The 24,551-nt window shown below is 55.7% G+C and carries 25 protein-coding genes; 2 read left to right on the top strand and 23 right to left on the bottom strand.

Going from position 1 to position 24,551, the window contains the following annotated elements; all coding sequences use genetic code 11:
- Nucleotides 1–5: 5 nt before the first annotated feature.
- From LDN04_RS12435 to iorA, 10 genes are all read right to left on the bottom strand, one after another.
- Complete coding sequence (locus tag LDN04_RS12435) at nt 6–749, bottom strand: ABC transporter ATP-binding protein (protein ID WP_223910976.1); 744 nt, start codon at nt 747–749, stop codon at nt 6–8.
- Between the two features lie 84 nt (nt 750–833).
- A complete protein-coding gene (locus LDN04_RS12430) occupies nt 834–1,586 on the bottom strand; it encodes an ABC transporter ATP-binding protein (protein ID WP_223910972.1) in 753 nt (250 codons plus the stop codon).
- Between the two features lie 4 nt (nt 1,587–1,590).
- Nucleotides 1,591–2,544, bottom strand: coding sequence for a branched-chain amino acid ABC transporter permease (locus LDN04_RS12425; protein WP_223910969.1), 954 nt, complete (start codon nt 2,542–2,544; stop codon nt 1,591–1,593).
- Nucleotides 2,545–2,626: 82 nt separating this feature from the next.
- Nucleotides 2,627–3,511: a branched-chain amino acid ABC transporter permease gene (locus LDN04_RS12420; RefSeq protein ID WP_223910966.1), complete on the bottom strand. Its 885-nt coding sequence runs from the start codon at nt 3,509–3,511 to the stop codon at nt 2,627–2,629.
- Nucleotides 3,512–3,513: 2 nt separating this feature from the next.
- A complete protein-coding gene (locus tag LDN04_RS12415) occupies nt 3,514–4,653 on the bottom strand; it encodes an ABC transporter substrate-binding protein (RefSeq protein ID WP_223913388.1) in 1,140 nt (379 codons plus the stop codon).
- Between the two features lie 53 nt (nt 4,654–4,706).
- Nucleotides 4,707–5,846, bottom strand: coding sequence for an ABC transporter substrate-binding protein (locus LDN04_RS12410; RefSeq protein ID WP_223910963.1), 1,140 nt, complete (start codon nt 5,844–5,846; stop codon nt 4,707–4,709).
- An 85-nt stretch (nt 5,847–5,931) separates the two neighbouring features.
- Nucleotides 5,932–6,363, bottom strand: coding sequence for an ACT domain-containing protein (locus tag LDN04_RS12405; protein ID WP_223910960.1), 432 nt, complete (start codon nt 6,361–6,363; stop codon nt 5,932–5,934).
- Nucleotides 6,364–6,428: 65 nt separating this feature from the next.
- Entirely contained in the window at nt 6,429–7,733 is a 1,305-nt protein-coding gene (locus LDN04_RS12400; protein ID WP_223910958.1) for a phenylacetate--CoA ligase family protein, read from the bottom strand.
- A 104-nt stretch (nt 7,734–7,837) separates the two neighbouring features.
- Nucleotides 7,838–8,416 carry an indolepyruvate oxidoreductase subunit beta gene (locus LDN04_RS12395; protein ID WP_223910955.1) on the bottom strand — a complete coding sequence of 193 codons (579 nt, stop codon included), beginning with the start codon at nt 8,414–8,416 and terminating at the stop codon, nt 7,838–7,840.
- Nucleotides 8,413–10,167 carry an indolepyruvate ferredoxin oxidoreductase subunit alpha gene (gene iorA / locus LDN04_RS12390; protein ID WP_223910952.1) on the bottom strand — a complete coding sequence of 585 codons (1,755 nt, stop codon included), beginning with the start codon at nt 10,165–10,167 and terminating at the stop codon, nt 8,413–8,415. Before iorA ends, LDN04_RS12395 begins: the two co-directional genes overlap by 4 nt.
- Nucleotides 10,168–10,431: 264 nt before the next feature.
- Between iorA and LDN04_RS12385 the strand changes: the two genes are divergently transcribed.
- Entirely contained in the window at nt 10,432–10,749 is a 318-nt protein-coding gene (locus tag LDN04_RS12385; RefSeq protein WP_223910948.1) for a cytochrome C, read from the top strand.
- A 39-nt stretch (nt 10,750–10,788) separates the two neighbouring features.
- Here the strand turns inward: LDN04_RS12385 and LDN04_RS12380 are convergent, their stop codons facing one another.
- From LDN04_RS12380 to LDN04_RS12340, 9 genes are all read right to left on the bottom strand, one after another.
- Nucleotides 10,789–11,709, bottom strand: a complete 921-nt coding sequence (locus tag LDN04_RS12380; RefSeq protein ID WP_223910945.1) for an exopolyphosphatase — start codon at nt 11,707–11,709, stop codon at nt 10,789–10,791.
- Complete coding sequence (locus LDN04_RS12375) at nt 11,684–13,384, bottom strand: Na/Pi cotransporter family protein (protein ID WP_223910942.1); 1,701 nt, start codon at nt 13,382–13,384, stop codon at nt 11,684–11,686. The genes LDN04_RS12380 and LDN04_RS12375 overlap by 26 nt, the downstream gene beginning before the upstream one ends.
- Nucleotides 13,385–13,402: 18 nt before the next feature.
- A complete protein-coding gene (locus tag LDN04_RS12370) occupies nt 13,403–14,047 on the bottom strand; it encodes a hypothetical protein (RefSeq protein WP_223910938.1) in 645 nt (214 codons plus the stop codon).
- A 29-nt stretch (nt 14,048–14,076) separates the two neighbouring features.
- The gene (locus tag LDN04_RS12365) at nt 14,077–14,442 is read right to left on the bottom strand and encodes a hypothetical protein (RefSeq protein ID WP_223910935.1); all 366 of its coding nucleotides are present in this window, start codon (nt 14,440–14,442) and stop codon (nt 14,077–14,079) included.
- 104 nt (nt 14,443–14,546) lie between these two features.
- Nucleotides 14,547–16,127: an OmpA family protein gene (locus LDN04_RS12360; protein ID WP_223910932.1), complete on the bottom strand. Its 1,581-nt coding sequence runs from the start codon at nt 16,125–16,127 to the stop codon at nt 14,547–14,549.
- A 154-nt stretch (nt 16,128–16,281) separates the two neighbouring features.
- Nucleotides 16,282–16,557, bottom strand: a complete 276-nt coding sequence (locus LDN04_RS12355) for an HU family DNA-binding protein (RefSeq protein ID WP_223910929.1) — start codon at nt 16,555–16,557, stop codon at nt 16,282–16,284.
- Nucleotides 16,558–16,656: 99 nt separating this feature from the next.
- Entirely contained in the window at nt 16,657–17,676 is a 1,020-nt protein-coding gene (locus LDN04_RS12350; RefSeq protein ID WP_223910926.1) for a lipopolysaccharide assembly protein LapB, read from the bottom strand.
- Nucleotides 17,677–17,717: 41 nt separating this feature from the next.
- On the bottom strand, nt 17,718–19,043 hold the full coding sequence (gene rlmD, locus LDN04_RS12345) for a 23S rRNA (uracil(1939)-C(5))-methyltransferase RlmD (protein ID WP_223910923.1): 1,326 nt from the start codon (nt 19,041–19,043) through the stop codon (nt 17,718–17,720).
- Complete coding sequence (locus tag LDN04_RS12340) at nt 19,036–19,434, bottom strand: hypothetical protein (protein ID WP_223910920.1); 399 nt, start codon at nt 19,432–19,434, stop codon at nt 19,036–19,038. The genes rlmD and LDN04_RS12340 overlap by 8 nt, the downstream gene beginning before the upstream one ends.
- A 188-nt stretch (nt 19,435–19,622) precedes the next feature.
- Between LDN04_RS12340 and infA the strand changes: the two genes are divergently transcribed.
- Entirely contained in the window at nt 19,623–19,841 is a 219-nt protein-coding gene (infA, locus tag LDN04_RS12335; protein ID WP_041974344.1) for a translation initiation factor IF-1, read from the top strand.
- A gap of 70 nt (nt 19,842–19,911) precedes the next feature.
- Here infA and LDN04_RS12330 read toward each other — a convergent pair whose 3' ends face one another.
- The 4 genes from LDN04_RS12330 to LDN04_RS12315 are packed head-to-tail and all read right to left on the bottom strand — an operon-like array spanning nt 19,912 to nt 24,524.
- A complete protein-coding gene (locus LDN04_RS12330; protein ID WP_223910916.1) occupies nt 19,912–20,970 on the bottom strand; it encodes a chemotaxis response regulator protein-glutamate methylesterase in 1,059 nt (352 codons plus the stop codon).
- Nucleotides 20,967–21,821: a protein-glutamate O-methyltransferase CheR gene (locus LDN04_RS12325; RefSeq protein WP_223910913.1), complete on the bottom strand. Its 855-nt coding sequence runs from the start codon at nt 21,819–21,821 to the stop codon at nt 20,967–20,969. Before LDN04_RS12325 ends, LDN04_RS12330 begins: the two co-directional genes overlap by 4 nt.
- The gene (locus LDN04_RS12320; RefSeq protein ID WP_223910911.1) at nt 21,821–23,638 is read right to left on the bottom strand and encodes a HEAT repeat domain-containing protein; all 1,818 of its coding nucleotides are present in this window, start codon (nt 23,636–23,638) and stop codon (nt 21,821–21,823) included. The genes LDN04_RS12325 and LDN04_RS12320 overlap by 1 nt, the downstream gene beginning before the upstream one ends.
- The gene (locus LDN04_RS12315; RefSeq protein WP_223910909.1) at nt 23,622–24,524 is read right to left on the bottom strand and encodes a protein-glutamate O-methyltransferase CheR; all 903 of its coding nucleotides are present in this window, start codon (nt 24,522–24,524) and stop codon (nt 23,622–23,624) included. The genes LDN04_RS12320 and LDN04_RS12315 overlap by 17 nt, the downstream gene beginning before the upstream one ends.
- Nucleotides 24,525–24,551 lie beyond the last annotated feature (27 nt).

The following is a 24,551-nucleotide window of genomic DNA, read 5'->3' as shown; positions in this document are numbered from 1 at the left end:
CAGTATCATCGTTCCCACACTTCTTTTTTGTCCCTGCCGAGATAGGCACGCTGTACTTCCTTATTTTCCAGCAACTCAGAAGCACTTCCTTCGAGTATCACTTTACCTGTTTCCAGCACGTATCCACGGTCCGCCATCTTCAAGGCTGCTTTTGCATTCTGCTCCACAAGGAGCACGGTTGTTCCCTTTTCCCGGCGCAGCTTGTCGATTACTCCGAAGATCTCCTGTACCACCAGCGGTGCGAGTCCCATGGAGGGTTCGTCGAGAAGAAGCAGTTTCGGCCTTGCCATGAGTGCCCTGCCGATGGCCAGCATCTGTTGTTCGCCCCCGGACAGAGTCCCGGCCATCTGGCGGCGGCGCTCCTTCAGGCGCGGAAAGAGGGTGTATATCTCCTCCAGGTCGTGGCGGATAGCCCCCCTCCCCTCCCGGGCACGGAAACGGAGATAGGCACCGAGTTCCAGATTGTCTTCCACCGACAGCGGCTTGAATACCTGCCTGCCTTCCGGTACCTGAGAGATGCCGAGGCTGACAACCCGGTCGGGGGGCAATCCCTGGATTGGGGTGCCGGCAAAGTGTATCTCTCCCCCTTTCACCGGCGTCACGGCCGAGATGGAGTTGAGAATAGTGGTTTTCCCCGCACCGTTGGCACCGATGAGAGTCACGATCTCACCCGCGGTAAGGTGGAGAGAGATGTTCTTCAGGGCGTGAACCTGCCCGTAGAAGGTATTGATGTTCGTTATCTTGAGCATAAATCCGTTCAATGTTCAATGTTCAATGTTCGATGTTTCAAGTAGTTAACTTGGAACCTTGAACGTAGAACGTTGAACCAGTTTTCAGCCTTCTCCCAAGTATGCCGCGATCACTGCCTGATTCTCCTGGATTTCCCGCGGTGTACCCTCGGCCAGCTTCTCGCCGAGATTGAGCACCAGGATGCGGTCGCACACATCCATAACCAGTTCCATATCATGTTCAACCAGCACAACGGTGGTGCCCGCCTCCCGGATCTTCCGGATGAGGGTTGCGAGATCCTGAGTTTCGCGGCTATTGAGCCCAGCGGCCGGTTCGTCCATGAACATTATCTGCGGTTCCGAAGCCAAGGCACGGGCGATTTCCAGAAGGCGTCCCTTGCCAAAGGGGAGGCTGTCGGCACGCTGGTCGGCAAGGTCGCTTATGCCGCAAAAATCGAGCCAGTGGCGGGCGGATTCCGTTATCCGTTTTTCCTCGACCACGTGCCACGGGAGCTTGAACGAGCAGGAGAATATACCGCAGCCGCTTTTCGTATGGAGCCCCACCTTGACGTTTTCCAGAACGGTCATCTGGCCGAATAGCTCAATGTTCTGGAATGTGCGCACGATTCCGAGCCGCGCGAGCCGTTCGGGGGGGAATCCCGAAATATTCTTGTCTTTCAGGAGAATCTGTCCGGATGTCTGCCGGTAGATTCCGCTTATGATGTTGAACAGGGTGGTCTTACCCGCGCCGTTGGGCCCGATGACGCCGGTTATCTCCCCCTGCCGGAGGGTAAAGGAAACGTCCAGCAGGGCGGTGAGGCCGCCGAAAACCTGGGTGATTGACCGTATCTCCAGCATCTCCCTACCCTTCCTGCTTTCCGGCAGGCCGGAGTCTGGCCAGAAGGCCCGGAATGCCCCGTACGAGCCCGCCAGGGAGATACATGGTCATGAGAATCAGAATGAGTCCGTAGATGATGATGTCGTAATCCTGGAATGTTCGCAGCGCTTCCGGGAGGATGGTCAGGATGAAGGCACCGATGAGGGAACCGTAGATGCTCCCCAGTCCCCCGATGATTACCATGGTGACGAGTTCGATGGAAAAATTGAACCCGAAGGACGTGGGAGATATGAACCCCATGGTGTGGGCGTAGAGACTGCCGGCAATGGTGGAGATACAGGCGGAAAGGGCAAAAATCTGAACCTTCAGGAGTCGGGCATTGACTCCCATGACACGTGCGGCGACCTCCGAATCGTGGATTGCCCGCAGTGCCCGCCCGATGCGGGAGTTGGCGAGGTTTACCGACAGAAGGATGGTTCCGAGGGTAAACAGCCAGATGAGGCCGTAGTTCTTCAGGTCATTGTCGAAGGTCAGGCCTCCCACCTTCAAATTCGGTATGCCGGAAAGGCCCGATGGGCCACCCGTCAGGTTTACCGCTTCGTTAAATACGATAAAGAATATGATGCCGAGGCCGAGGGTAGCCATGGCCAGGTAGTGACCCTTCAGTTTCAGGATCGGGAACCCGACGGCGAAGGCCAGTAAGGTAACGGCCGCAGCTGCAGTTGCCATGGCAATCCAGGGGTTGATGCCGTAAGTGGAGGTCAGGATCCCCGATGCATACGCGCCCAGTCCGAAGAAACCGGCGTGCCCGAGGGATATCTGGCCGGCAAAACCGAGAAGAAGATTCAGTGCAACCGCCAGCATGGTGTGGATGCCGACGAAAATCAGAACATTCAGCAGATAGCTTCCGGAAAGAAGCACGGGGAGAATGGCTGCCAGCAGGGCAAGTATAAGGAGTTTTAACAGTTCGCGCTTCACGATACCTCTGCAAGTCGGGCTAGGGACTTCAGGTAAAAGGTCACTTTTTACCCTCACTCCTCACCATTCACTTTTACGGGGGTTACACCCTTTCCGTTTCGGCTTTTTTGAAGAGCCCCTGGGGACGGATAAAAAGGATCAGGAGCAGTATGACAAAGGCTATGGCATCCTTGTACCCCGAGGAGATCAGGCCGGCACCAAGCGATTCCAGTATACCCAGGAGGAGCCCGCCGAGCACTGTACCGAATCCGCTGCTCATGCCGCCGATGATGGCGGCGCAGAACCCCTTGAGACCGAGCATGATGCCTACGTCGTAAGCGGTCATGGTCAGGGGGGCGATAATGATGCCCGCCAGGGATCCCATGGCAGAGCTGATGATAAAGGAAAACAGGACCATCCGCCGCACGTCGATACCGATAAGACTGGCAGCACGACTGTTGTAGGAGCAGGCCCGCATCGCCTTGCCGCTGATGGTATAGTTGAAGAAAAGCTTGCTGCCGCCGATGACGACAAAGGTGACGGCAAATATCCAGAGGTGCTGCGGCAGGAGGGATGCGCCAAATACCACAATCGGCACATCCCCGCTGAACCCCGGCAGGGCGTGGGTGTTCTTGTCCCAGCCAAGCATGGCGATGCCGCGGATCAGGATACTGCCGCCGATGGTTATGATAACCAGGCTCAGGGGAGTAGCCGATTTGAGAGGTCTGATGGCCAGCCGTTCGAACACCACCCCCACAACGGTGGTGAGGAGAATGGCTCCGGGGATTGCCATCGCCAGGGGGAGCCCAGCCACGCCCAGGAGTGACAGGGTAAACATCCCCCCCAGCATGACAAACTCCCCCTGGGCAAAGTTAATAATGCCAGTGGCATTGTAGATAATTGCGAAACCCAGGCCGATCAGGGCATAGATCGCACCGGTGGCAAAACCGGAAAAGAGATACTGGGTCAGTTGGTCAAAAATCGGCATCGTTACTCGATTCCGGGTTGTCTGACGAGCGACCAGTCCCTCTTCTTGATCTCGACGAGGACGAAAGCGTCCTTGGTCAACCCGGCATGATCGGTTGTCGAGAAATTGAAAACCCCTCCGATCCCCGGGAAATTGGTCGTCTTTTCCAAGGCGTCACGAATAGCGGCAGGTTTATCGCCACCACGCTCTATTGCCCCCTTCAGCAGCATGACGGCATCCCAGGCGTGACCACCGAAATGATCCCCTTCGACTTTGAAATGCTTCTGATAATCCTTGACAAAGGCGATGAGCGACTTTTTCTGCTTGTCATGGTGGGGCAGCACATCGGAGACGATCACCCGACCGGACGGCAGGATAATGCCCTCGGCGGCGTCCCCGGCAAGCTCGATGAACTTTTTGGAGGAAACACCATGACTCATGAAGAGAGGCAGTTTTATACCCAACTGTTTGACATTGCGGGCGACAACCGCGGGGCCAGGGTTGGTCCCCCAGCAGACAATAGCCTGGGCCTGGCTGGAACGGACCTTGGTCAACTGGGGAGTCATGTCCGTATCCTTAGGATTGTACGTGTCATCGACAACGATCTGAATGCCGAATTTCGCCGCATTGGCCTTGAGCTGCTCCCGTCCCGAGGAACCGAAGCCGTCGGAGACTGTCAGGATGGCAACTTTTGTTATCTTCTTTTTGTTCAGATAGTCGAAGATCTTCTCAACTGCGAGGCTGTCGTTCTGGGCCGTCTTGAATACCCATTTCTTCACCGGTTCGGTAATCTTGCTACCGGCGGCGCAGGAAACGAGCGGGATGCCGGCCCGCTGCACGTCCTCGATAACCGCCATGGTATCACCGGTCGTGCTGGGGCCGATAATGGCCACGACCTTGTCGTTCTTGATCAGCTTGTTCACCAGCTGCTTGGCCTTGGTGCTGTCCCCCTGGGTGTCGTAGGCGATCAGCTGCAGCTTGCGCCCCTTGATCCCGCCGGCGGCGTTGATCTCGTCGACTACCATCTGGGCTGTATTACGTTCCGGTTCCCCCAGAAATGAGGCAGGGCCGGTAATGGCGAACAGGCCGCCGATCTTGATCGGTTCTGCAGCAAAGACCACCGAACCGCCGATAAGGATTGTTGCGAGGACTGCAACGAACATCCCCGGAATTGATCTCAGATTCATGACGTTCTCCCGTGAAAATGTTGAAATGATTACTTGGCCAGTTCCCAGTCCCCTTTGGTGATGCGGACCATCTCGAAGGCGGAGAGGTCAAGGCCGTTGTGGTCGGTGTGGGACATGTTGAAGACACCGGAGATACCCACCAGTTTCTTGCCCTGTTCAATACTGGCGCGAATCTGCTCGGGAGTGGTCGCCCCTTTCCTTATCGCTTCCGTGATCATCAGGAACGCGTCATAGGCATAGCCGCCAAAGGTGGATGCCTCCACATTGTACGCCTTGCGGTAGGCGTTGTCATACTCCCTGAGCACTTTCTGCTGCGGGTCGGAATGTTTCAGCTTATCGTAGATGGCCAGTTTTCCAGCGGGGAGCAGGACCCCTTCGGCATTGTCGGCGCCAGCCAGCTCGATGTATTTCTTGGAGGCGACACCATGGCTCTGGTAAAGCGGTATTTTTATTCCCAGCTGCTTGACGTTACGGGTTACCACGGCGGGACCGGGGTTGGTCCCCCAGCAGATGATGGCATCGGGCTTCGCCCCTTTGATTTTGGTCAACTGGGGGGTCATGTCCGTATCCTTAGGCCCGTAGACTTCATCAGCCACAATCGCAAAACCCTTCTGCTTTGCCAGGGTCTTCAACTGCTCGCGGCCGGAGGAGCCGAAGGCGTCGGACACGGTCAAAAGAGCGATGTTTTTCTGTTTTTTTGCGGCCATGTAGTTGAATATCTTTTCTGCTGCCACATGGTCGTTTGCGGGGGTCTTGAAGACCCATTTCTTCACCGGCTCAGTGATCTTGATGCCGGCCGCGCAGGAGACAAGGGGGATGCCAGCCTTTTCCACATCCTCTATGATGGCCATGGTGTCACCGGTGGTGCTGGGACCGACAATGGCCACGACCTTGTCGTTCTTGATCAGCTTGTTCACCAACTGTTTGGCCTTGGTGCTGTCCCCCTGGGTGTCGTAGACTACCAGTTCGATCTTCGTCCCCTTGATCCCACCCTTGCCGTTGATCTCTTTGACGAGCATTTCCAGGGTATTCTTCTCGGGTTCGCCGAGGAACGAAGCGGGACCGGTCACTGAGAACAGGGCGCCGATTCTGACCGTTCCGGCAGCCAGCGCCAGGCCGGCATGCATCATTGTCACGCAACCAACCATTACCGCAATAAGCTTTTTCATCCTGTCCCCCTTAGAAAAAAGTTCAAAGTTCAAAGTTCCGGGTTTACCGGTCCCCAGTCCCCGGTCCCGGATTTCCAAAGCAGGTTCACATCCCGTAGAGACGTTCGCCTTCCAGTACATTAAAGCCCTTTGCCAGCAAGGTTGTTATTGCCCGATCGGTTTCGTCGAAACGGAAAATGATCACCGCGTTCTCGCCACACCGCTCCACAAAAGCGTACATGTACTCGACGTTGATGTTCTCACCATCCAGTGTCTGCAGTATCAGGGAGAGACCGCCAGGCCGGTCGGGCACTTCTACCGCAACCACGTCGGTCTTGCTGACAGTGAATCCTTTCTCCTTGAGGACTGACTGGGCCTTCTCCCGATCATTGACGATGAGTCTCAGGATGCCGAAGTCAGAGGTGTCGGCCAGGGACAGCGCACGGATATTGACCCCCGCTTCCCCAAGGATACGAGTGACTTCCGCCAGACGACCCGATTTGTTTTCGATGAAGATGGATATCTGCTCTACGTGCATGGTGTTCTCCTTCGTAGGGGCGATCCTTGTGACCGCACGTTAGATAGGCGATGTCGAGATTCGCCCTACACCAGTTTCCGGTTGTCGATCACCCGCGTAGCCTTACCTTCGCTCCGCTGAATGGTTTTGGGTTCCACAAGCTTGACCCGGGAGGTGACTCCCAGCATATCCTTGATCTCTTTCTCGATACTACGGGAAAGTGCCTGGAGTACTTTGATCTCGTCGGAGAAGAGCCGTTCGTCGACCTCGACATGCACTTCCAGGGTGTCCAGATTGTCCTGACGGTCGACAATGAGCAGGTAGTGGGGCTCCACCCCTTCGATTCCGACCAGAATCGATTCTATCTGCGACGGGAAGACGTTGACGCCGCGAATGATGATCATGTCATCGCTGCGACCGCTCAACCGGGCGAGGCGGGCATGGGTACGTCCGCAGGCGCACGGTTCGTAGGTAATACTCGTGATGTCCCGCGTCCGGTAGCGAACAAGGGGGATTCCCTGCTTGGTGATGGTCGTGATGACCAGTTCCCCTTTTACCCCTTCCGGCACTACCTCGCACGTCTCGGGATCGATGATCTCCGGGATGAAGTGGTCTTCCCAGATATGGAGCCCCGATTTTGCCACGTAACATTCCTGGGCCACGCCGGGGCCCATGATTTCGGACAGGCCGTAGATATCGAGGGCCGTGAGGTTAAGTTTTTCCTCGATCTCCGCCCGCATCGCCTCGGACCAGGGCTCTGCACCGAAAATGCCGATCCGTAGCTTGAGGTTCCTGAAATCGACCCCTTCGGACTTGGCCTCTTCGGCCAAGAAAAGGGCATAGGAGGGGGTGCAGGTGAGAACCGTGGAACCGAAGTCCTGCATGATCATGATCTGACGCTTGGTATTACCGCCGGAGATGGGAATGACCGAGGCCCCCAGACGCTCGGCTCCGTAATGGGCTCCGAGCCCTCCCGTGAAGAGCCCGTAACCATAGGCATTGTGGATGATGTCACCCTTGTGGGCACCGGCGGTCACGAAGGTTCGGGCCATGAGTTCGGTCCAGGTCTCGATATCCTTCTGGGTATACCCTACCACCGTCGGTTTGCCGGTCGTCCCCGAGGAAGCATGGATGCGGACGATCTCCTCCAGGGGTGCCGCAAACAGGCCGTAAGGATAACTGTCGCGCATGTTCTGCTTGGTGGTGAAGGGGAGACGCTGCAGATCGTGGAGGGACCGGACGTCATCCGGACGGATACCGGCACGGTCGAGGGCAGTCCGGTAAAAGGGGACATTGGCGTACACTCGCGCCAGCATCGATTGCAGCCGCTTCAACTGGAGCGCCTCCAACGCCGGACGCGGGAGCGTTTCGAACTCTTCGTTGAACATCATGGCGATCACTCCTCACCCTTCTTTTATTCCGATTCCAGATCAAGGATGATATCAAGGCGGCGAGGATTGAGGTTCCGAGGCAGCGCCTTGATATGGAATTGGAATTACAGGTTTCTACCGAGCATGAATGCCTTCCGGTTCACTTCCAGCGCCTTTTTCGGCACCAGTTTCTCCAAGGCTTTGAGCCAGTAATCTTCGGCGATATCGATCCGTTTAGAAACAGCTCCCAACAGAACCGTGTTGGCGACACGGGGATTTCCTGCGTCCATGGCAAGTTGCTGGCCATCCACCAGCAGCAAGTCGGGGAATTCCGTTCTGATCCGATCTGCAAGCCCCTCGGGATAGGTTTCCTGTCCCATCAGCACCGACGGAGGTGGGATGCGCAGGTCATTGGCAACGACCTTTCCCCCTTTCTTCAGGAGGGGAAGTGCCCGGCAGGTCTCCATCAGTTCGAAACCGAAAAGAATGTCCCCCTCCCCTTCGGGAACGATGGGGGAAAACACCTCCCTGCCGTAGCGAACATGGGAAACAACGCTCCCCCCCCGTTGGGACATGCCGTGGATTTCGCTCTTTTTTACGTCAAATCCCGCCAGCATGAAGGTTTCGGACAGAATCTCCGAGGCGAGCAGGATACCCTGCCCCCCCACGCCGACGAGGAGGATATTGGTGATTTGGCCGCTCATTTTGACCTCCCGATGGCGTCGAATTTACACAACTGGCGGCAGACATCACAGCCGGTGCAAAGAAGCGGGTCGATGAACGCCTTCCCCTGCTTCCCTTCCCCGGGCTGCCATTCGATGGCAGGGCAACCGATCTTGAGGCAGGCGCGGCACCCGGTGCACTGTTCCGCATCCACCTGGTACACCGGGCCTTTTGTGAAGACCCCTTCCCGCTTGATCAGAACGCATGGCTTGTCGGTGATGATGACCGATGGCTCAGGTCGTGCCATCTCCTCCTTAAGTACCCGTTTGGTTTCCTCCAGGTCGAGAGGATTGACGACCCGGATATGTTTTACCCCGAGTGCCTTGCAAAGGAGGGGAAAGTCGATCCGTTGGGCAGGCTCGTCCGTAAGGGTAAAGCCCGATGCAGGGTTTTCCTGGCGCCCCGTCATGGCAGTGATCCGGTTGTCGAGAATGACCACCGTCGCCGGCGCATTGTTGTAGACCATGTCCATGAGACCGTTGATGCCGGTGTGCAGGAACGTCGAATCTCCGATGACAGCAACTACCTTCTTCCGCTCCTCCTCACTCACGACCTTTACCACGCCGGTGGCGGTGCCGATGGAGGCCCCCATGCAGACACAGGTATCCATGGCTGAAAGGGGGGGCATGAAGCCGAGGGTGTAACAACCGATGTCGCCGGTGACGTAAGCCTTGAGCTGGTTGAGGGCAAAGAAGACGCCGCGATGGGGACAGCCGGGGCACATGTTAGGGGGGCGTCCCGGAAGTTTCTCAACAACGGAGTTTTCGACACCCGGCAGGCCGAAGGCTTTCCGGATGCGCCCCGGTGTCAGTTCACCGCAGAGGGAGAAAATTTCCTTGCCGGTGACGGCAATCCCCATGGCCTTGACCTGTTCCTCGATGAAGGGGTCGAGTTCCTCCACCACGTAGAGAGTGTCGACCTGTGCTGCGAATTTGCGGATGAGATCGCGGGGCAAGGGGTGGACCATCCCCAGCTTGAGGGTCGAGGCGTCGGGGAGAACCTCGCGTACATACTGGTAGCACACGCCAGAGGTGATGATCCCTATGCTCGTGTCCCGCAGTTCCAGACGGTTGATGGCAAGGGTCGATCCATCTCGTGACAGTTTTGCCATCCGCTCCTCGACGAGGGGGTGACGGACCTTGGCATTACCGGGAAGCATGACCAGTTTGGCGGAATTTCTCACGAGTCTCGGCTCGGGGAGGCCGGTCACCGGCTCATCGAGCTCGACTATGGACTTGCCGTGGGAGATACGGGTGGTGCTCCGGAGTATCACTGGCGTGTCATACCGTTCTGAAAGTTCAAAGGCGAGACGGGTGAATTCCTTGCATTCCCGTGAATCGGAAGGCTCCAACAGGGGGACCTTTGCAAACTTGGCGTAGTTGCGGCTGTCCTGCTCGTTCTGGGAAGAATGCATCTCCGGGTCGTCGGCCACCACCAGCAGCAGGCCGCCGTTGACCCCGGTGTAAGAAAGGGTGAAGAGCGGGTCGGCAGCCACGTTGACCCCGACGTGTTTCATGGCAACCAGTGCCCTACCGCCACCGAAAGAGGCGCCGATTGCAACTTCGAGGGCAACTTTTTCGTTGGGCGCCCAGGAGGCGTCGATTTCCTTGTACTGGATGATGGTCTCGAGAATTTCGGTGGAGGGTGTGCCGGGGTAGGCGCTTGCGACTTTGACACCCGCTTCGTGGGCACCGCGGGCTATGGCCTCGTTGCCGGAAAGAATTTCATGCATGGGATACGGTCCTTGGAATCGAGAGTAACTGTGTGATTACCGGCAGACAGGCGGTGCGGGGATTATCGGAAGCGCCAGCGGGACAGCAACTGCACGGAAAAAACAGGGAACTGGTCCCCGTAACGGTGCCGAAACTATACAAAATACGGGCTGTTATGTCAACTGCTTTGTAGAACGGGTTTCTAAATCAGGATAGCGGCAAAGGGTTGACAGGTGCGGATTTTCAGATACTCTTCAACGAAACGTCACATGAGGGAGGAACCCATGAAAAAGCGATCCTGGATAACCGCATTTCTGATGTCTGCTGCCGTTGCTGCACAGGCGGCAGATGGTCCCACACTGGAACGGGGGAGGGAGTTGTTCGAGAGTACGAAACTCGGAACCAATGGCAAAAGCTGCGCAAGCTGCCATCCCGGTGGACGGAAACTGGAGTGGGCAGCGACCTTCGACGACGGGAAACTGGCCGGTATTGCAAACAAGTGCATCGAAAAGGCGCTCAAGGGGAAACCCCTCGATTCCGCAGGAATCGACATGCAATCCCTTCTCATGTACATGAAGACCTTTGCCGGGCCAGGGAATTAGGCAGGTGAAAACAGAAAGGGGGAACTGTCGCTCCCCCTTTTATTGCTCGTGCACCGACATCAGAACCCCTTCCAGCAGTCCGAAATCGCTCACTTTCATCCGGTCGAAACAGAACAGTTCCATGGTCCTGAGAGTGAGAAGGCAACCGGCAATGATCAGGTCTTCCCTCCCCTTTTCCATGCCGGGCACCATGAGCCGCTCCGCCGGTGACAAGGGGAGCAGCTGTTGGAAGATGGAACTGATTTCCGCCCGGGTCAGGACGTGGTTGTTCACCCGGCGATAGTCGTAGTCGACCATCCCCATACTAATTGCAGCAAGGGTCGTGGCCGTGCCAGCGGTCCCCACGAGCACCGCCTTGTCCAGATGATCCAATAGCGACCGCCTCTCCATTTCCCCTCGCAGTGTTGCCAGTTCACGATCGATCTTGTCGGTCATAGCACCGCTCTCCCCCTTCCCCTCGGTGAGCCTGACCACGCCGAGGGGAAGACTCCGGGTAAACAACGCCGTTTCTCCATGGGACAGGGTATATTCGGTGCTCCCCCCTCCCACGTCGAAGACGAAAAGCGATGCCGGACGCTCGTCGATTCCTGCCAGGACGCCCCGCAGGGTAAGACGCCCCTCTTCTTCACCGTCGATTACATCAAGTTTGATTCCTGTAGTGTCAAAGACCTCACGGCAGAAGTCCGGGCCATTGATGGCATCCCGTACGGCACTGGTCGCCACGGCTCGCGACCGTTGCACGTCGTGGCGTCTCATCTCGGTGGCAAAGTCGCGGAGTGCTGCCAAGGTACGCGACCGTGCTTCGTTCGAAATACCTGATTCGCGGGTGAAGCCGCCACCGAGGCGCGTTATCTGCCGACTGATGTATACCGGTTGCACGGTGCCGTCGGGCTGAAGTCTCCCGATGAGGAGCCGGGCGGTATTCGTTCCCAGGTCAATGGCTGCCAGAAGATGCTGCATCGAAAAACTCCCGTTCACTTTTGAGTATCTGTATACAGGCATCGGCGATTTTCGTGAAACCTCCCACGATGTCACTGTAGATCAAACCTGCCATAACCGTGCAATCCCCGTCGGTAAGACGTTTGATGTGGTTATCAAGCATAGTGCCCTGGAGCTGGGTTACCTTGTCGCGAAGATCGATACCAGTCGTCAGACCATTGCCTGTCGCCTCCGGCACGGAGGCGACGGCACTATTCACCAGGTCACCGACGACCGCGGCAAGGTTACGCAATTCCGTCATGGCAGATGCGGAAAAGATGATCTTGTCCTCCTTCTTACGGCGGAGATAATCGAGCACCGCCTCGTTCTGGTCACCGATATGTTCAAGGCTGCTGATTATCTGGAGCAGAAGCGATATGTCGCTAAACGTGTCCCGTCCCACGGACTGCTTCGACAGGGATACGAGGAAATTGGAAATGTCGCGCTGCAGGACATCGAGGGCTTCTTCTTTCTGCCTGATCCGCATCGTCCGTCGTGCATCGTATTTGTAAAACTGCTTGACTACATCCTCGAACATGGATTCGGCAATTGCCGCCATGCGCCTGGTTTCGTTCTTTGCCTGCAGGAGAGCTATGGATGGGGTGTTGAGAATACGGGTATCTATGAACTTCGGACGGGGTTCGTAATCGAGCCCCCCCTCGACGCCGGGGAGGATACGACCGGCGGACCGGGCAAAAAACCCGAGAAGTGGAAGAAAAACCAGGACGCTGAAAACGCTAAAGATCGTATGGGCATTGGCAAGGTGACGCGCTATGTTAGGGCGGCTGAGTGCAGAGTGCGGGTCAGCGTTGCCGATGATGGAGACGGTAAATTCCGCTTCACCGGGGGAAAGGGCATGAATCACCTTAAGGAATAGAGGGAACCCGATGAGAACTAGGATAATGGCCACGACATTGATGAGGCAGTAGATGATGGCACTGCGCCTGGCGGCTATTGTGCCACCGATGGTTGAAACCAGGGTTATGAGGGAGGTACCGAGCACCTCGCCGATGACCATTGCGACGCCGCTTTCGAATCCTATGAGTCCACTGCCGGCAAGGGCAATGACAATTCCGATAACTGCACTGCCGGACTGGATGAGAAAGGTCAGGAGTGCACCAAGCAAAACGGAACTGATATGCCAGCTGAACAGGGGGTGCTGTATCCCCTCGAACAGAGCGCTCTGCTTGACGGGAGCAAAGCCCGATTCCATGAGCTGGAGGCCAAAGAATATAAGTCCCGCACCAAGCAGCAACTCCCCTACGTAGACGACACGTCTCCGCTTACAGAAATATTTCAGGAGTACGCCAAGGGCAATTGCCGGCAGAGCGATCTGGGAAATTTTGAAGGCAATGAACTGGATAGCGAGGGTTGTGCCGATGCCGGTCCCCATAAGGACGCCGAGGGCCTGGTACACGGAGAGCAGGCCGGCATTGAGAAGTCCGACGATGATAATGGAGGCGGCGCTGCTGGACTGAAGCAGGGAGGCGAGGCAGCTCCCCATGAGAGCTGCGGTAAGGCGATTGCCGGTGATTTTTTCCAGGGTCTGGCGTAGCCGTTCCCCTGCGATCCTCTGCAAACCCTCGGACATGGACTTCATTCCGAGGATGAACAGACCGAGCCCCCCCAGTGCTTGCCAGAGAAACGTCAGAGGCATCGGTATAACTCTCCCAGATTACTTGCTGATTTTGAACGGAAACGTGAAATCGGGTACGGCTGAACGGGAGGTCCCCTTCTTGAACACGAGCAGTTTTACACCCTGAACAGTGGAGAGATCGATCTTGAAGTAGACGAGGCCGGCCACCTTGGCTTTCGGAATGATGGACTCACCGCTCAAAGCCTTGGTGTAGATATCCTGGGGATAGAGATCGTAGAAATAGGGAGCACTGGAGTTAAATGTATTGTAGGACGAGGATTTCTCGTAGTCTTCCAGGTAGTAGAAGCCCACATAGGGATAGGGAATCAGGTAGTAGGAATCTTTGGAGAGGATTTCCTTGACTTTCTCGGGGGTAAGGGGGAGATACTGGCGGTTATCATTGTCCAGAAGAACGAACGAGTCATTCCCGAAACTCACTTCGTGGTCGGTACGGTTGTCGATAAGCACCGAAAATGCCGATACCGTCCCCTCCAAATTATAGTTGCGCAGATCGACGTCGGATGCTTTTACCGTGATCAACACTCCATCCTTGTCAATAGCCTGGGAGTTTTCAGCGGTGTTTATGACTCCCGCCCCTGCCTGCTCGGGAAGGACCTTCAAGGAGGAGCACCCACCCAGAATCGTCGCCACTATCATTCCCATGAAAAAAGCGGAAATTTTCATTTTTTGTGACCTCCCGGAGAGTAAGCCCCTCACTTAGCAGAGACTGATGAGTCGAAATCACGTTTGCTGTCGGTGATATTTCGTGGCAGATCGAGATTTTCCTCAACGAACTGCTTCGGGCAGACATATATGCGGACAGTCCGTCCCTTGTCCGAATCGGCAGCGGTGGCAAGGTAGACATCGAGGTCGATAGTATGCCGGGAAGCCAGATATATCTGCACGTTCTTGGCAAGCATGAGCGAGTTGGAGAGTGACTCTTCCGCGTTTCTGTCGGTACCATCGTGGCCTTCAATGCGGAGCAGTCTATCCTTGCCAACTGTTCGGAGTTTTGGTGCCATGGCATCCAGCGCTTTTTTGGCTCTTACATCGAGCCCCTTGGCTGTTGTTACACGCACCGTCCCTACCGGCCGACAATCCGTCATGACGCCACGGTCTTCAGACCGGACAACAGTGGGGCACGTCATGAGGCCAATAACAACCGGAACAAGTACCCGTTGCATCATTTTCCCTTGGGAACCAGAAACAGTATTTCAAAGCGGCGGTTGATCCGGCGCCCTTCCGTGGTCACGTTGTCGGCGAGGAGCTTTGTCTTCCCCATCCCCTTGACGAACAACATTCTGGGGTCAATTCCTTCCCGGGTAATCAGATAGTTTGCCACGGCAATGGCGCGCTTAAGAGAAAGGTCCATATTGTACTTGTCGGAGCCAACACTGTCGGTGTGGCCGTCAATCCTGACATATGCTGTCTTTTTGTCGGCGCGGATCTGCTCCGCAACCTCGGAGAGAGACCTCTTCACCTCGTCGGACAGGTCCATCTGTCCAAATTCGAACATGACATCGGGGAACCGGAATTTACGATAGACATTCACGGTTTCCGGAAGCTTCGGCGTACCACCGGAAAGGACCTCGACTTTCTCTCCCCTGACCTCTACGGCTAGAAGGGGGGTTTGCCCTTCCACCTGATCGCTGTTCGTCGTGACAACTTCCTGGGGTGTGACGCGCACTTCCTCCTTGCGCGGAGAAACGGGAACCTGCTGGGTTAGAACCGGCATGGTCTGCAATACGGGCATGACGGGTAGTGATGCTTGTGCTCGTTGGGGCTGCGGGGGAATCACTACCTGACCAAACGGCTTGATCACAATCTCTTCGCGGTCGGGATCGACGGGTAATTCGAGTTTGCTAACCGGCGTCACGGCCGTGGATTTCAGTAGCAGTGAAGAAATGGGCGCGATTTTGGCCACCTTCGCCGTTTCCAGGGGTTTTGCCTCTGGTTCCTGCACCAGGCGAGGCACCGGCTTTATATAGGTGCCAACACCCTGACAGGTTGTGAAACCGACGATAGCGCGCCAGTCCGGACCCACTGAATTGACCCGCGATCCAGCACCGGCATTGAAGGTAAGATGGGGTGAAACGTAATACTGGAAACCGACCAGACCCTCTACGGGGGCGTCTTTCGAGGAGGTGCCCGATTTACTGTTCTGGCTGCCGGTCAGTTCCACGGTGAGCTTGGTCCTGGACGTGGGGGAAAACTCGATGCCCCCTCCGAAAAGAATCTGATTATCAGATGTTTTTCCCGGTTGACTGCCCGGCGAAAGATAACCGCCATAACCGTGTACGGCAAACCGCGAAGTGATGAACGATGCGATCAACCTTCCCCCGACGTCCGTGACTCCGTTAATGACAGGATCGTCCGATACGTGACGCATGGCGAAGAAATCGGTTGCCACTTTGAAATTCGCGTTCCGCTTACCGTAGAGACGAAGCTTGGTCCCCAGGTTGGCGGTTCCCTTGTTTGCCAACTCCTGTTGATCGTTGAACAGAAGATTGGGATATGAACCGTAGACCTCCCAGAACGAGCCGATACCAAGAGTCAAGGCGGCTGGCATGACCACGGCGTGCTTGCCAGAATCCTTATTCTTGCTCAGGTCTCCCCACAACCCGATGCACAGGTTGCCGGAATCGAGTGTGTCGGCTGACGGTACGGTGATTAAGCCGGACACGCCACTTTGCGTGGGGTTGGCAAACGCACACGATGCGGACAAGAGAACCGCACCTATGCTAATAAAAAGAATTTTTTTCATGAAGTTGTCGATCTGCCTAGATGTTTTCTGCTTACTGTTAGCAGATTGCGAAGGAGAGTTCAAGGAGTTTTAGCACACTAATTTTAATTAACCGCACACGTTGGAGAAACGTTTTATGATGAATCGACGGGATGCACATTGATTGATATTTAAGTTATTCGGCAACCCTTTCTTTCAGTTCCTTACCAACCTTGAAAAACGGCAGTTTTTTGGGGCTTACGGCAATGGCTTCACCGGTTTTCGGGTTTCTCCCCGTATAGGCCTTGTATTCCTTGACGACAAAACTGCCAAATCCACGGATTTCGATCCGTTCATCCGCCAGCATGGCAGACGACATCGAATCGAATATGGTGTTGATTATTTCTTCCGCTTTTTTGAAAGAAATGTTCTTCTTAACCGCCAGCGCCTCGATGAGTTCAGACTTATTCATATACCCTCCCGGTAGTATCTCCACCGGCACCAGGAATCTCCCTGCGTGACCGGTCCGTGAACTGAGGCGGGACCGTATCACGCGGATCGGTCTCGTTTTTCAGCAGCAGCCCTTCAGATATTTCTTGAACAGGAACTCAGCCTCGTCGCTGCGCCCCTGACTTTCCAGAAGCGGCACCAGCCTTTCCGCCGCAATTCGTGCCGTACCCGGCGATGCCAGGAGTTCGGTATAACAGTCGATGGATCTATCGACTGCTCCCATACTCTGATAGACATCACCTTGCAGGGTTCGCGCCTGGTCAGACAGGAACCCTTCCAGCACCATATGGTCCAGTACCCCCAGTGCTTCCTGAAAGCGTCCGGCATCCACATAGAGCTGAGCCAGCGCCAACCAGCAGAGAGGATTTGTCCCGTTCAACTCCAGAGCACGCTGCAGATGCAACTCGCAGCGTGCTAAATCTCCCTGCCGATAATGGATAAGAGAAATTTCATAGTGATAAATATCGTTTTCACCTGCTTCATTGAGTTCCTGAAACAGGCTTAACGCACTGTCATCGTTCTCTCCGTGTGCGGACAGGTATGCGCATGCAAATTTCTCTCCCAAAACCATATATCGCTGATGCAACTCTCCGGGGAGCGTCTGTACCGCCAGAAAAAATCTGTCTGCCGGCGAAAGGTGTTCTTCGCTAACATCGCTATTTTCAACTGTTTTATGAGAAATGCCATTGCAACTGGCACACCCTGGAGAAGTTTCGGCGACAATGGCAGCCGGGCTGTTCACCGTCATATGCTGGAGTAATATTTCAGCCTTTTCCCTAGCGGTTACGTCTTCTGCCAGATGCATGACCAGCTGAATGTGTTCATGTGCTTTGACCATATTGCCGCTCTGGATGGCGTGTTCCGCCTCAGCCAGATTAACAAACCCCAATCTGTTTCCCGCCAGGGCAATTTTACTTTTGACGTCCGCTATCAGCGCGGCATTATCCACAGTCTCACCGCCCATTTTAGCAAGGGCCTCGTTAAAAGCGGTGCGAGCATCGGCGTAGTGTTCGGCAGCCAGGTACTTTTCACCCTCGCTAATATAGTATCGATAATCCCTCTTGAAAAACCTGCCAAACATTTCGCACCACCTTTCTGCCAATGCATTGCAGCACTATTGTGCTATTTCGTGCACGGCTCGAACAATGTAACACTTTCTATATGATACGTCTGGGGAAACATATCGATGGGCCGGCTCTTCGTGACGGTATAACCGTGGGCACGCAGGAGACCAATATCCCTGGCAAGGGTCGCAGGGTCGCAGGAGACGTAGGCTATGGCACGGGGAGACAACGCGTGCAAATGGGCAATTATGTCGGCCGCACCGGACCGGGGTGGGTCAAGCAGTACGAGGTCAAAGGATTCACCGGCAGCAACCAGGGCCTGGATACCGGCCATGGCCGCCTGGCATCGAAATAGGGCATTGTCGATCCCGTTGGCCAAGGCATTCCAGCGCGCGTCGTCAATGGAGGGTTCATATTCCTCGATGCCGACAACACTGGACACGTAACGGGCAAGGGGAAGGGAAAAGTTGCCGTTGCCACAGTAAATATCCAGCAACCGCTCCGTACCGCTCGGCGCGAGCCATGCCGCCACGGTGGAAAGGAGTGCCAGGTTCTGACGGTAATTTACCTGGGAAAAACCTCCCCTACTGAACGACAGAACCGTCTCCGGGAGGTCCGGCAAAAACCCGGACGGAACCCTGTAGGAGAGCTTTTCGATCCCTGCCACACGAGTAAGGGTCGATTTTCTGCCTGACTGGAGAAAGATGCCTGCGGCTGACGGGAGCATGGACAGTCGTTGAACGAGGAAATCATGGAGTTCGGCAGGATGGTCGCCTATGAAGTGGAAAATAAGAATTGCCAAGCCATCGTCGCCTACTGCAATGTCGATCTGTGGGAGCCTGTCGGCTGACGGAAATTCCCGCAGGAGCAGGCGCAGTTCGGTGATGAGGCGGTTGATGACGGGATCGGCAATGGCGCATTTCCCGGGAATGGCAACGACGTAGTGGGTGCCACCACGGTAGAAGCCCATGTGTAATGTGCCTGCCGCAAGTCGCAGCTTGAGTTGTACCCGGGAGCGATACCCATAGGGATTTGGCGCTGCGAGCGCCGGCAGGATCACGCCACGCTCCACCTTCCCCCCCCTCCAGAGGAGATCGGCAAAAATGTCCCCCTTGGCAGCAATCTGGGCAGGGTATTCCAGGTGCTGCCAGTTGCAACCGCCGCACGAGCCGAAAACCGGGCAGGGTGGTGGTGCCCTGAGGGTGGATGGCTGAAGCAGTTCGAGAACCTCGCCTTCGAGGTAGGAGCGTTTCGCCTTGGTTATCCTGATACGCGCTTCGTCTCCAGGGGCCGTGAACGGCACGAAGCAGGCCTGGCCGTCCAGCCGGCCGAGTCCGGCTCCTCCGAAGGTCAATTTCTCGATGGCAAGTAACGCCTCACGCATCGGCTTTTGAGGGAGGGATTGCGAGTCGTGTTCCCTTTCGCTGGGATTTTCTCAATTCGCCAACCACAAGTTTTTTAGGAAACTCAGGGGCGGCGAAATAGGGAAGAGAATGGCCGATGAAGTTATTGATAAGTTTTTCCCTGACGTGCTCTATTTCGCTGGCTGGTACGCCCATCTGCTCGACGTCGCGACGATAAGACACCGCATCTCCCAGGATGCGGCGTGCATCGTCAAATGCCTGCCGATCGGTAAAGTATGCGTCAAGAAGTTGCACGGTACAGGAAAATTCCAGCCCAACCTTGTAGAAATCGCCATAATAGTGACGGGTGTGATCGAATACGTAGACGGTAAGACCGTTGGCAAGGGGGATACTCCTGAGGAGTTCAGTCATGAAACCACGTCCTTTCCACTGAATGTCCGTGGAAAATAATACGGTTTGCCTCTGCTTGTAAAGGGTTTTTCCCCGGAAAACACAGCTCTTGCAGATTAATTCCGGCTTGCAATTTTATCCGAATACTTGTAGAGTGGCGAAGTTTGAGAGGACTTTACGGACACACTATCACGCGAGGAGCACTATAAATGAGTAAAGAAGAAGCTATTGAAGTTGAAGGAACGGTCATAGAGCCCCTTCCCAATGCCATGTTCCGGGTAAAACTTGAAAACGATCACATCGTGCTGGCCCACATTTCCGGCAAGATGCGAAAATACTTCATCAAGATCCTTCCCGGTGACAAGGTCACCGTTGAACTTTCACCCTACGACTTGTCGAGAGGGCGCATCACCTATCGCGTAAAATAACCCGCCAACCCCACCGGCTTACGGTGCCCAACGACGAAAGGCGCGTTGGGCATTTGTCCAGGCAACTCCCTCACACCATATCCATCAACGTCATTGCCACCTTGTGCAATGGCACTACGGTGGCCGATTTCACCGTTTCCAGTACAGCCTTCGGCATACCGAACACGATGGCCGATTCCTCCGATTCCACCACAATCCGCCCCCCTACCCCGGCCAGCGCGGCAGCGCCGACCGCTCCATCTCTTCCCATCCCCGTGAGAACCGCAGCCAGGCATTTTTCGCCACAGGCTGCAGCAGCCGTTTCCAGCAATGTGTCGACCGACGGCCTGTGGAGAGCCCCCTTGGGCTCCAGGTCAAGCTTTGCCCGTAACACGCCACCCTCCCTGGTCACCTTGAGGTGCTGGCCTGCCGGTGCAAGGTAGGCGGTACCCCTCACGAGAGATTCACCATTCTCCGCTTCCTTCACGTTGAGGGCACAGAGTCTATCGAGCCTTTCCGCAAGCGAGGCAGTAAATCCCACCGGCATATGCTGGACGATGAGTATGGGACAGGGAAACCCGGCGGGAAGAGCGGTCAAAACCTGCTGTAGCGCGGGGGGACCACCGGTAGAAGTGCCTATGAGGACGAGTTCCGTCCCGGCCGAGGCGACATGTGGACGGCTAGAGCGCTCAGACCGGATTTCCCGCGGGGACGCTTGCAACTTGCGCAACTCGACCTTCGCGGCAACCATTATTTTGGCGACAAGCTCGTTGGTGATCCCCGTTATATCCATGGGACCGCCAGCCGCCGACTTGTCGATGAAATCGACCGCCCCAAGTTCAAGGGCTCTCAGGGTGTTCTCTCCTCCTTTTTCCGTCAGGGAACTGAGCATGATCACCGGCGTCGGGCATTCCGCCATGATCCGTTCCAGGGCCGATAAACCGTCCAGTATCGGCATCCTTATGTCGAGAGTCACTACGTCAGGGCGGAGCTTCTTAACCAGTCTGATGGCCATTTCTCCGTCGGACGCGACATCGACAATCTGGATGAGAGGGTGATTATCGAGCATCCTTATGAGCGCCCGCCTGACAAAGGCCGAGTCATCGACGACCAGTACCTGGATTTTTTGTTGCTCTCTGGAAGAGTTCATCTGTCCCTCATTTTGTAGATAACGGCTCCGGGGAAGCGAAGCGGTTCGTAAATCTTAGTGATTCTGGCCAGTGATTCGGAGTGACCGAGAAAAAGATACCCATCGGGGCGGAGTGCCCGGGCGAAACCCTCGACCGTTTTTTGCACGGTGCTGTCATTGAAATAGATGATAACATTGCGGCAGAAGATGATGTCGAGGGAATCTTCGGCAAAGTGGTCCCCGAATTCGAGGAGATTCCCCTGACGGAAACTGGTTATGCGCTGCAGCACTTCCTTGACACGATAGCAGTCACCCTCTTTTCTGAAATAGCGCTCCAGCAGTTGGGGTGGAGTTACGGAAAGAGCCCGACCGCCATAGAGCCCCGCCTCGGCCTTGGCAATGACAGCCGGGTCGATATCTATACCGACAATCTGCACATCCCACTCCCAGACGAACTGCCCCGACTCCAGGAGCAGCATGGCCAGGGTATAGGCCTCTTCCCCGCTGGAACATCCGGCTGAAACAATCCGTATGCGCCGGTCCTTTTGCCGCATTCTGTTTTCTTTCAGAAAGGAAAGTATGGAGTCGGAAAAGACCTTGAGTTGTGCGTCCTCCCGGAAAAAGTAGGTTTCATTGTTCGTCAGCAACGAGATGAAATTGAGATGCTCCGTCCTGTTATCGGGGGAGAACTTCAGGTGATAATAATAATCGGCAATGGTGCCAAGGTGCAAATCATCGAGACGGGGCGCGAGTTTAATCGCCAGAGAGCCCGCCTTGTTTTCGTCCAGGACCAGGCCGAAGCGTTCATTGACGAACTCCTGGATAAGCCGGAATTCCTCCGGATTCATGGCACTCTTGGTAGGAAGTGTCATTACCGTTCCGTTTCCCGGTCAAGCCCCGATTTGACGACCATTGCAGCATGACGCACATCCGGATCTGGATCGTTGTCGTGCAGACGGGAAAGTACGGGCAAAACCGACGAATCGTGGCAGTTCCAGAATGCGTGGATTACGGCAAGCCTTATGGCGGGATGGGAATCGTTCGCTAGTTCGCCCAAAACGGGTATGCTTGATTTCGAACCATATCTGCCGACGAGGTCAATGACCCGTTCGCGCACCTCCAGCGAACCTTTTCCTGCATAAGCGTGAAGTTCAGGCAATGCCGTTTCCCCGAGTGCCAGGAGGGCATCGAACGCCCCGCGACCGACTTCCTTGTCGCACAGCAAATTCACCAGAGGGACGACGGCTTTCATGCTCCCCAGTTTCCCCAGTCCGGCAACAGCGTTTTTGCGTACAAGAACGTCAGTATCGACAAGTGCTGCCAGCAAACAATCCACGGCTTCATCACCACCAATACCCGTCAGCAATTTCAGCGCTTCAATCCTTACGCTCCAGTGGGGATCGTTAACCGCACGGAAAACCGCTGGGAGCGCCTCGCCAGGGTCGAGGCTGGTCAACGCCTGCAGGGTAAGGCGGCGCATGTCAGGGTCCGGGTGATTTGCAAATGGTCTAAGGCCATTTCCGGCAATGTGACCGCAGGGCGTTGCCGCCGCAAGCGCATGTACAATGGCGAATTCCACATGTCGCGGGTTATCGAACCTTTCCAGCAAAGCAAGTAGGGCCTCGACAGCATCGCTTGTCCCTTTCCGACCCAATGCATCGATAATTGCCTGCTCAAGACTCGCGCCAGCGGAGTGAGCCCGATTCAGCACCACTTCGAGAGGTACCCCTGAGTCCAAATCCGCAAGGGAGGCCTGTACTTGTACGTTATTCACGATGCCTGGGCCGACACCTTGCTCACCACCGACGATCGCACCCGCAGAGATCGAACTGTCGGCCGGTGGGTTATGAATCCCATCGCGTAAATCCAGGAGGGCTCGCGCCGCTGTTGCAGTCGCCTCATCTTCAGCTCCGGCAAGTTGGCGCAGTTTCTCCACAACTGTCACCGGCTCCAGCGACTGGTGCAACGTGAAAGCACCCGCTCCCCTTTCCGCTTCACCGGTACAGATGGAATAAATGGCCCGTACAGCCGCTGCGGATCGTAAAGACGACGCTGTCGTAAGGAGAGCAACAAGGGATGGCACTGCCCGAGGGTCTCCTATGGTTGCCAGCGCCTCAATGGCCGGTTCACCCAGCATTTCGTCGTTCACCAGCGGCAACAGGTAGGGAACTGCCCGATTGTCACGCATTTCGCGGATGGCGGCCAAAGCGGGATACTGTTGCCAGAAGTCTTCCCTGAGAAGCTTGAGCAGCGGCAGCAGGGCCGAACGGTCGCCGATTCTCCCGAGCGCTTCGGCAGCGCCATGCCGAACATTGGCATCGGGGTCATTGAGTGCGGCGATAAGAGGCTCTACAGCATCCCGGCTGGCAATGTCACCCAGCATGACCGTGCTGAAATTGCGGACTTCTTCGTCCTTGTCATGCAGCAGCTCAACGAGCCGGGGGACTGATTGCCGGCCGAAATGAACCAGCACTTCCATGGCTCCGTTACGCAGGTCGGCAAGAGCATTGTTCCGGACGCCATGTTCCAGTGTGGGATAGATGGTATCGAAATCACGGAGCAGGAGCATGTCGAGAGCTTCCTGTTTGCACCCCTTCGATTCGTCTCCGACGAGGAGGAGGAGTTCGATCACCGGCCGACCCTCCAGGATTGCAACGTTGGAACGGAACCGATCAGACAGCTTGGTCATGCGCGTTGGACCCCGTTTTTCGATAAATTAGGCAACCGGCTTCACGAACCGGCGTGAAGTCATGCCTGAACAGATGGAGCGGCTCTGCATCACCGGTGAGCAGGTATCCGCCGGGGGCAATGATACGATACAGAGAATTTACCAATTGCTGCTGACAGGCCGATGAAAAATATATCATGACATTTCGACAGAGGACAATATCAAAGGCGCCCGCTGGAAGCGTATCGCCTCCACCATCACTTTGCATGACATCGTTGAGATTGAGGTGCATGAATCTGATAAGCCGCCTGACATCCTCCCTGAAGGTAGCTCCGTCATCGGAAGCATCCATATATTTTTTTTGCAACATCTTAGGGATTCCCTTCAGGCGGGCAGTCTCGTAGGAGCCGCGCCTGGCGATTTCAAGGCAGCTTTCGCTCAGGTCACCGGCCACGATGTCGATTTCCCACGCCCGGGGATAGCGCAGCCCTTCAAGAACCGTCATGGCAACGGTATATGGCTCTTCACCCGTGGAGCACCCGGCACTGAGGATCCGGAGCCGCATGTCGTTCAACTGCCCCGGTTGCTCGCCCGTTGCAAACCGGCGGAAACTGGCACTCCCCCTCTCCTCTTCGAGAGCCGGCAGGATATGGTCGCGCAGATAGTCGAACTGGCGCGGGTTGCGAAAGAAGCAGGTTTCGTTAGTGGTGATTAGGTCGAGGAGCACTACTTCCTCGGAGTGGGAGTTGAGCAGGATGTCCCTGTATGCTGACATGTCCGGCAACGCAAGTGCATCCACACGCTGCTGCAGCTTGCTTCCCAGCAGGCTACGCTTGTGTCCGGAGAAACAGAGACGGGTTCTCTCCTGTACATACTGCCGAATTTCATCGAATACTGCATCAGCCATGGGCTACCTTTTTGGGTACATCTTTAG

It is taken from the genome of Geobacter sp. AOG1, assembly GCF_019972315.1.
Lineage (GTDB): Bacteria > Desulfobacterota > Desulfuromonadia > Geobacterales > Geobacteraceae > Geomobilimonas.
Note: the sequence above shows the minus strand (reverse complement) of the source record. Positions and strands in the feature narration are given on the sequence as shown.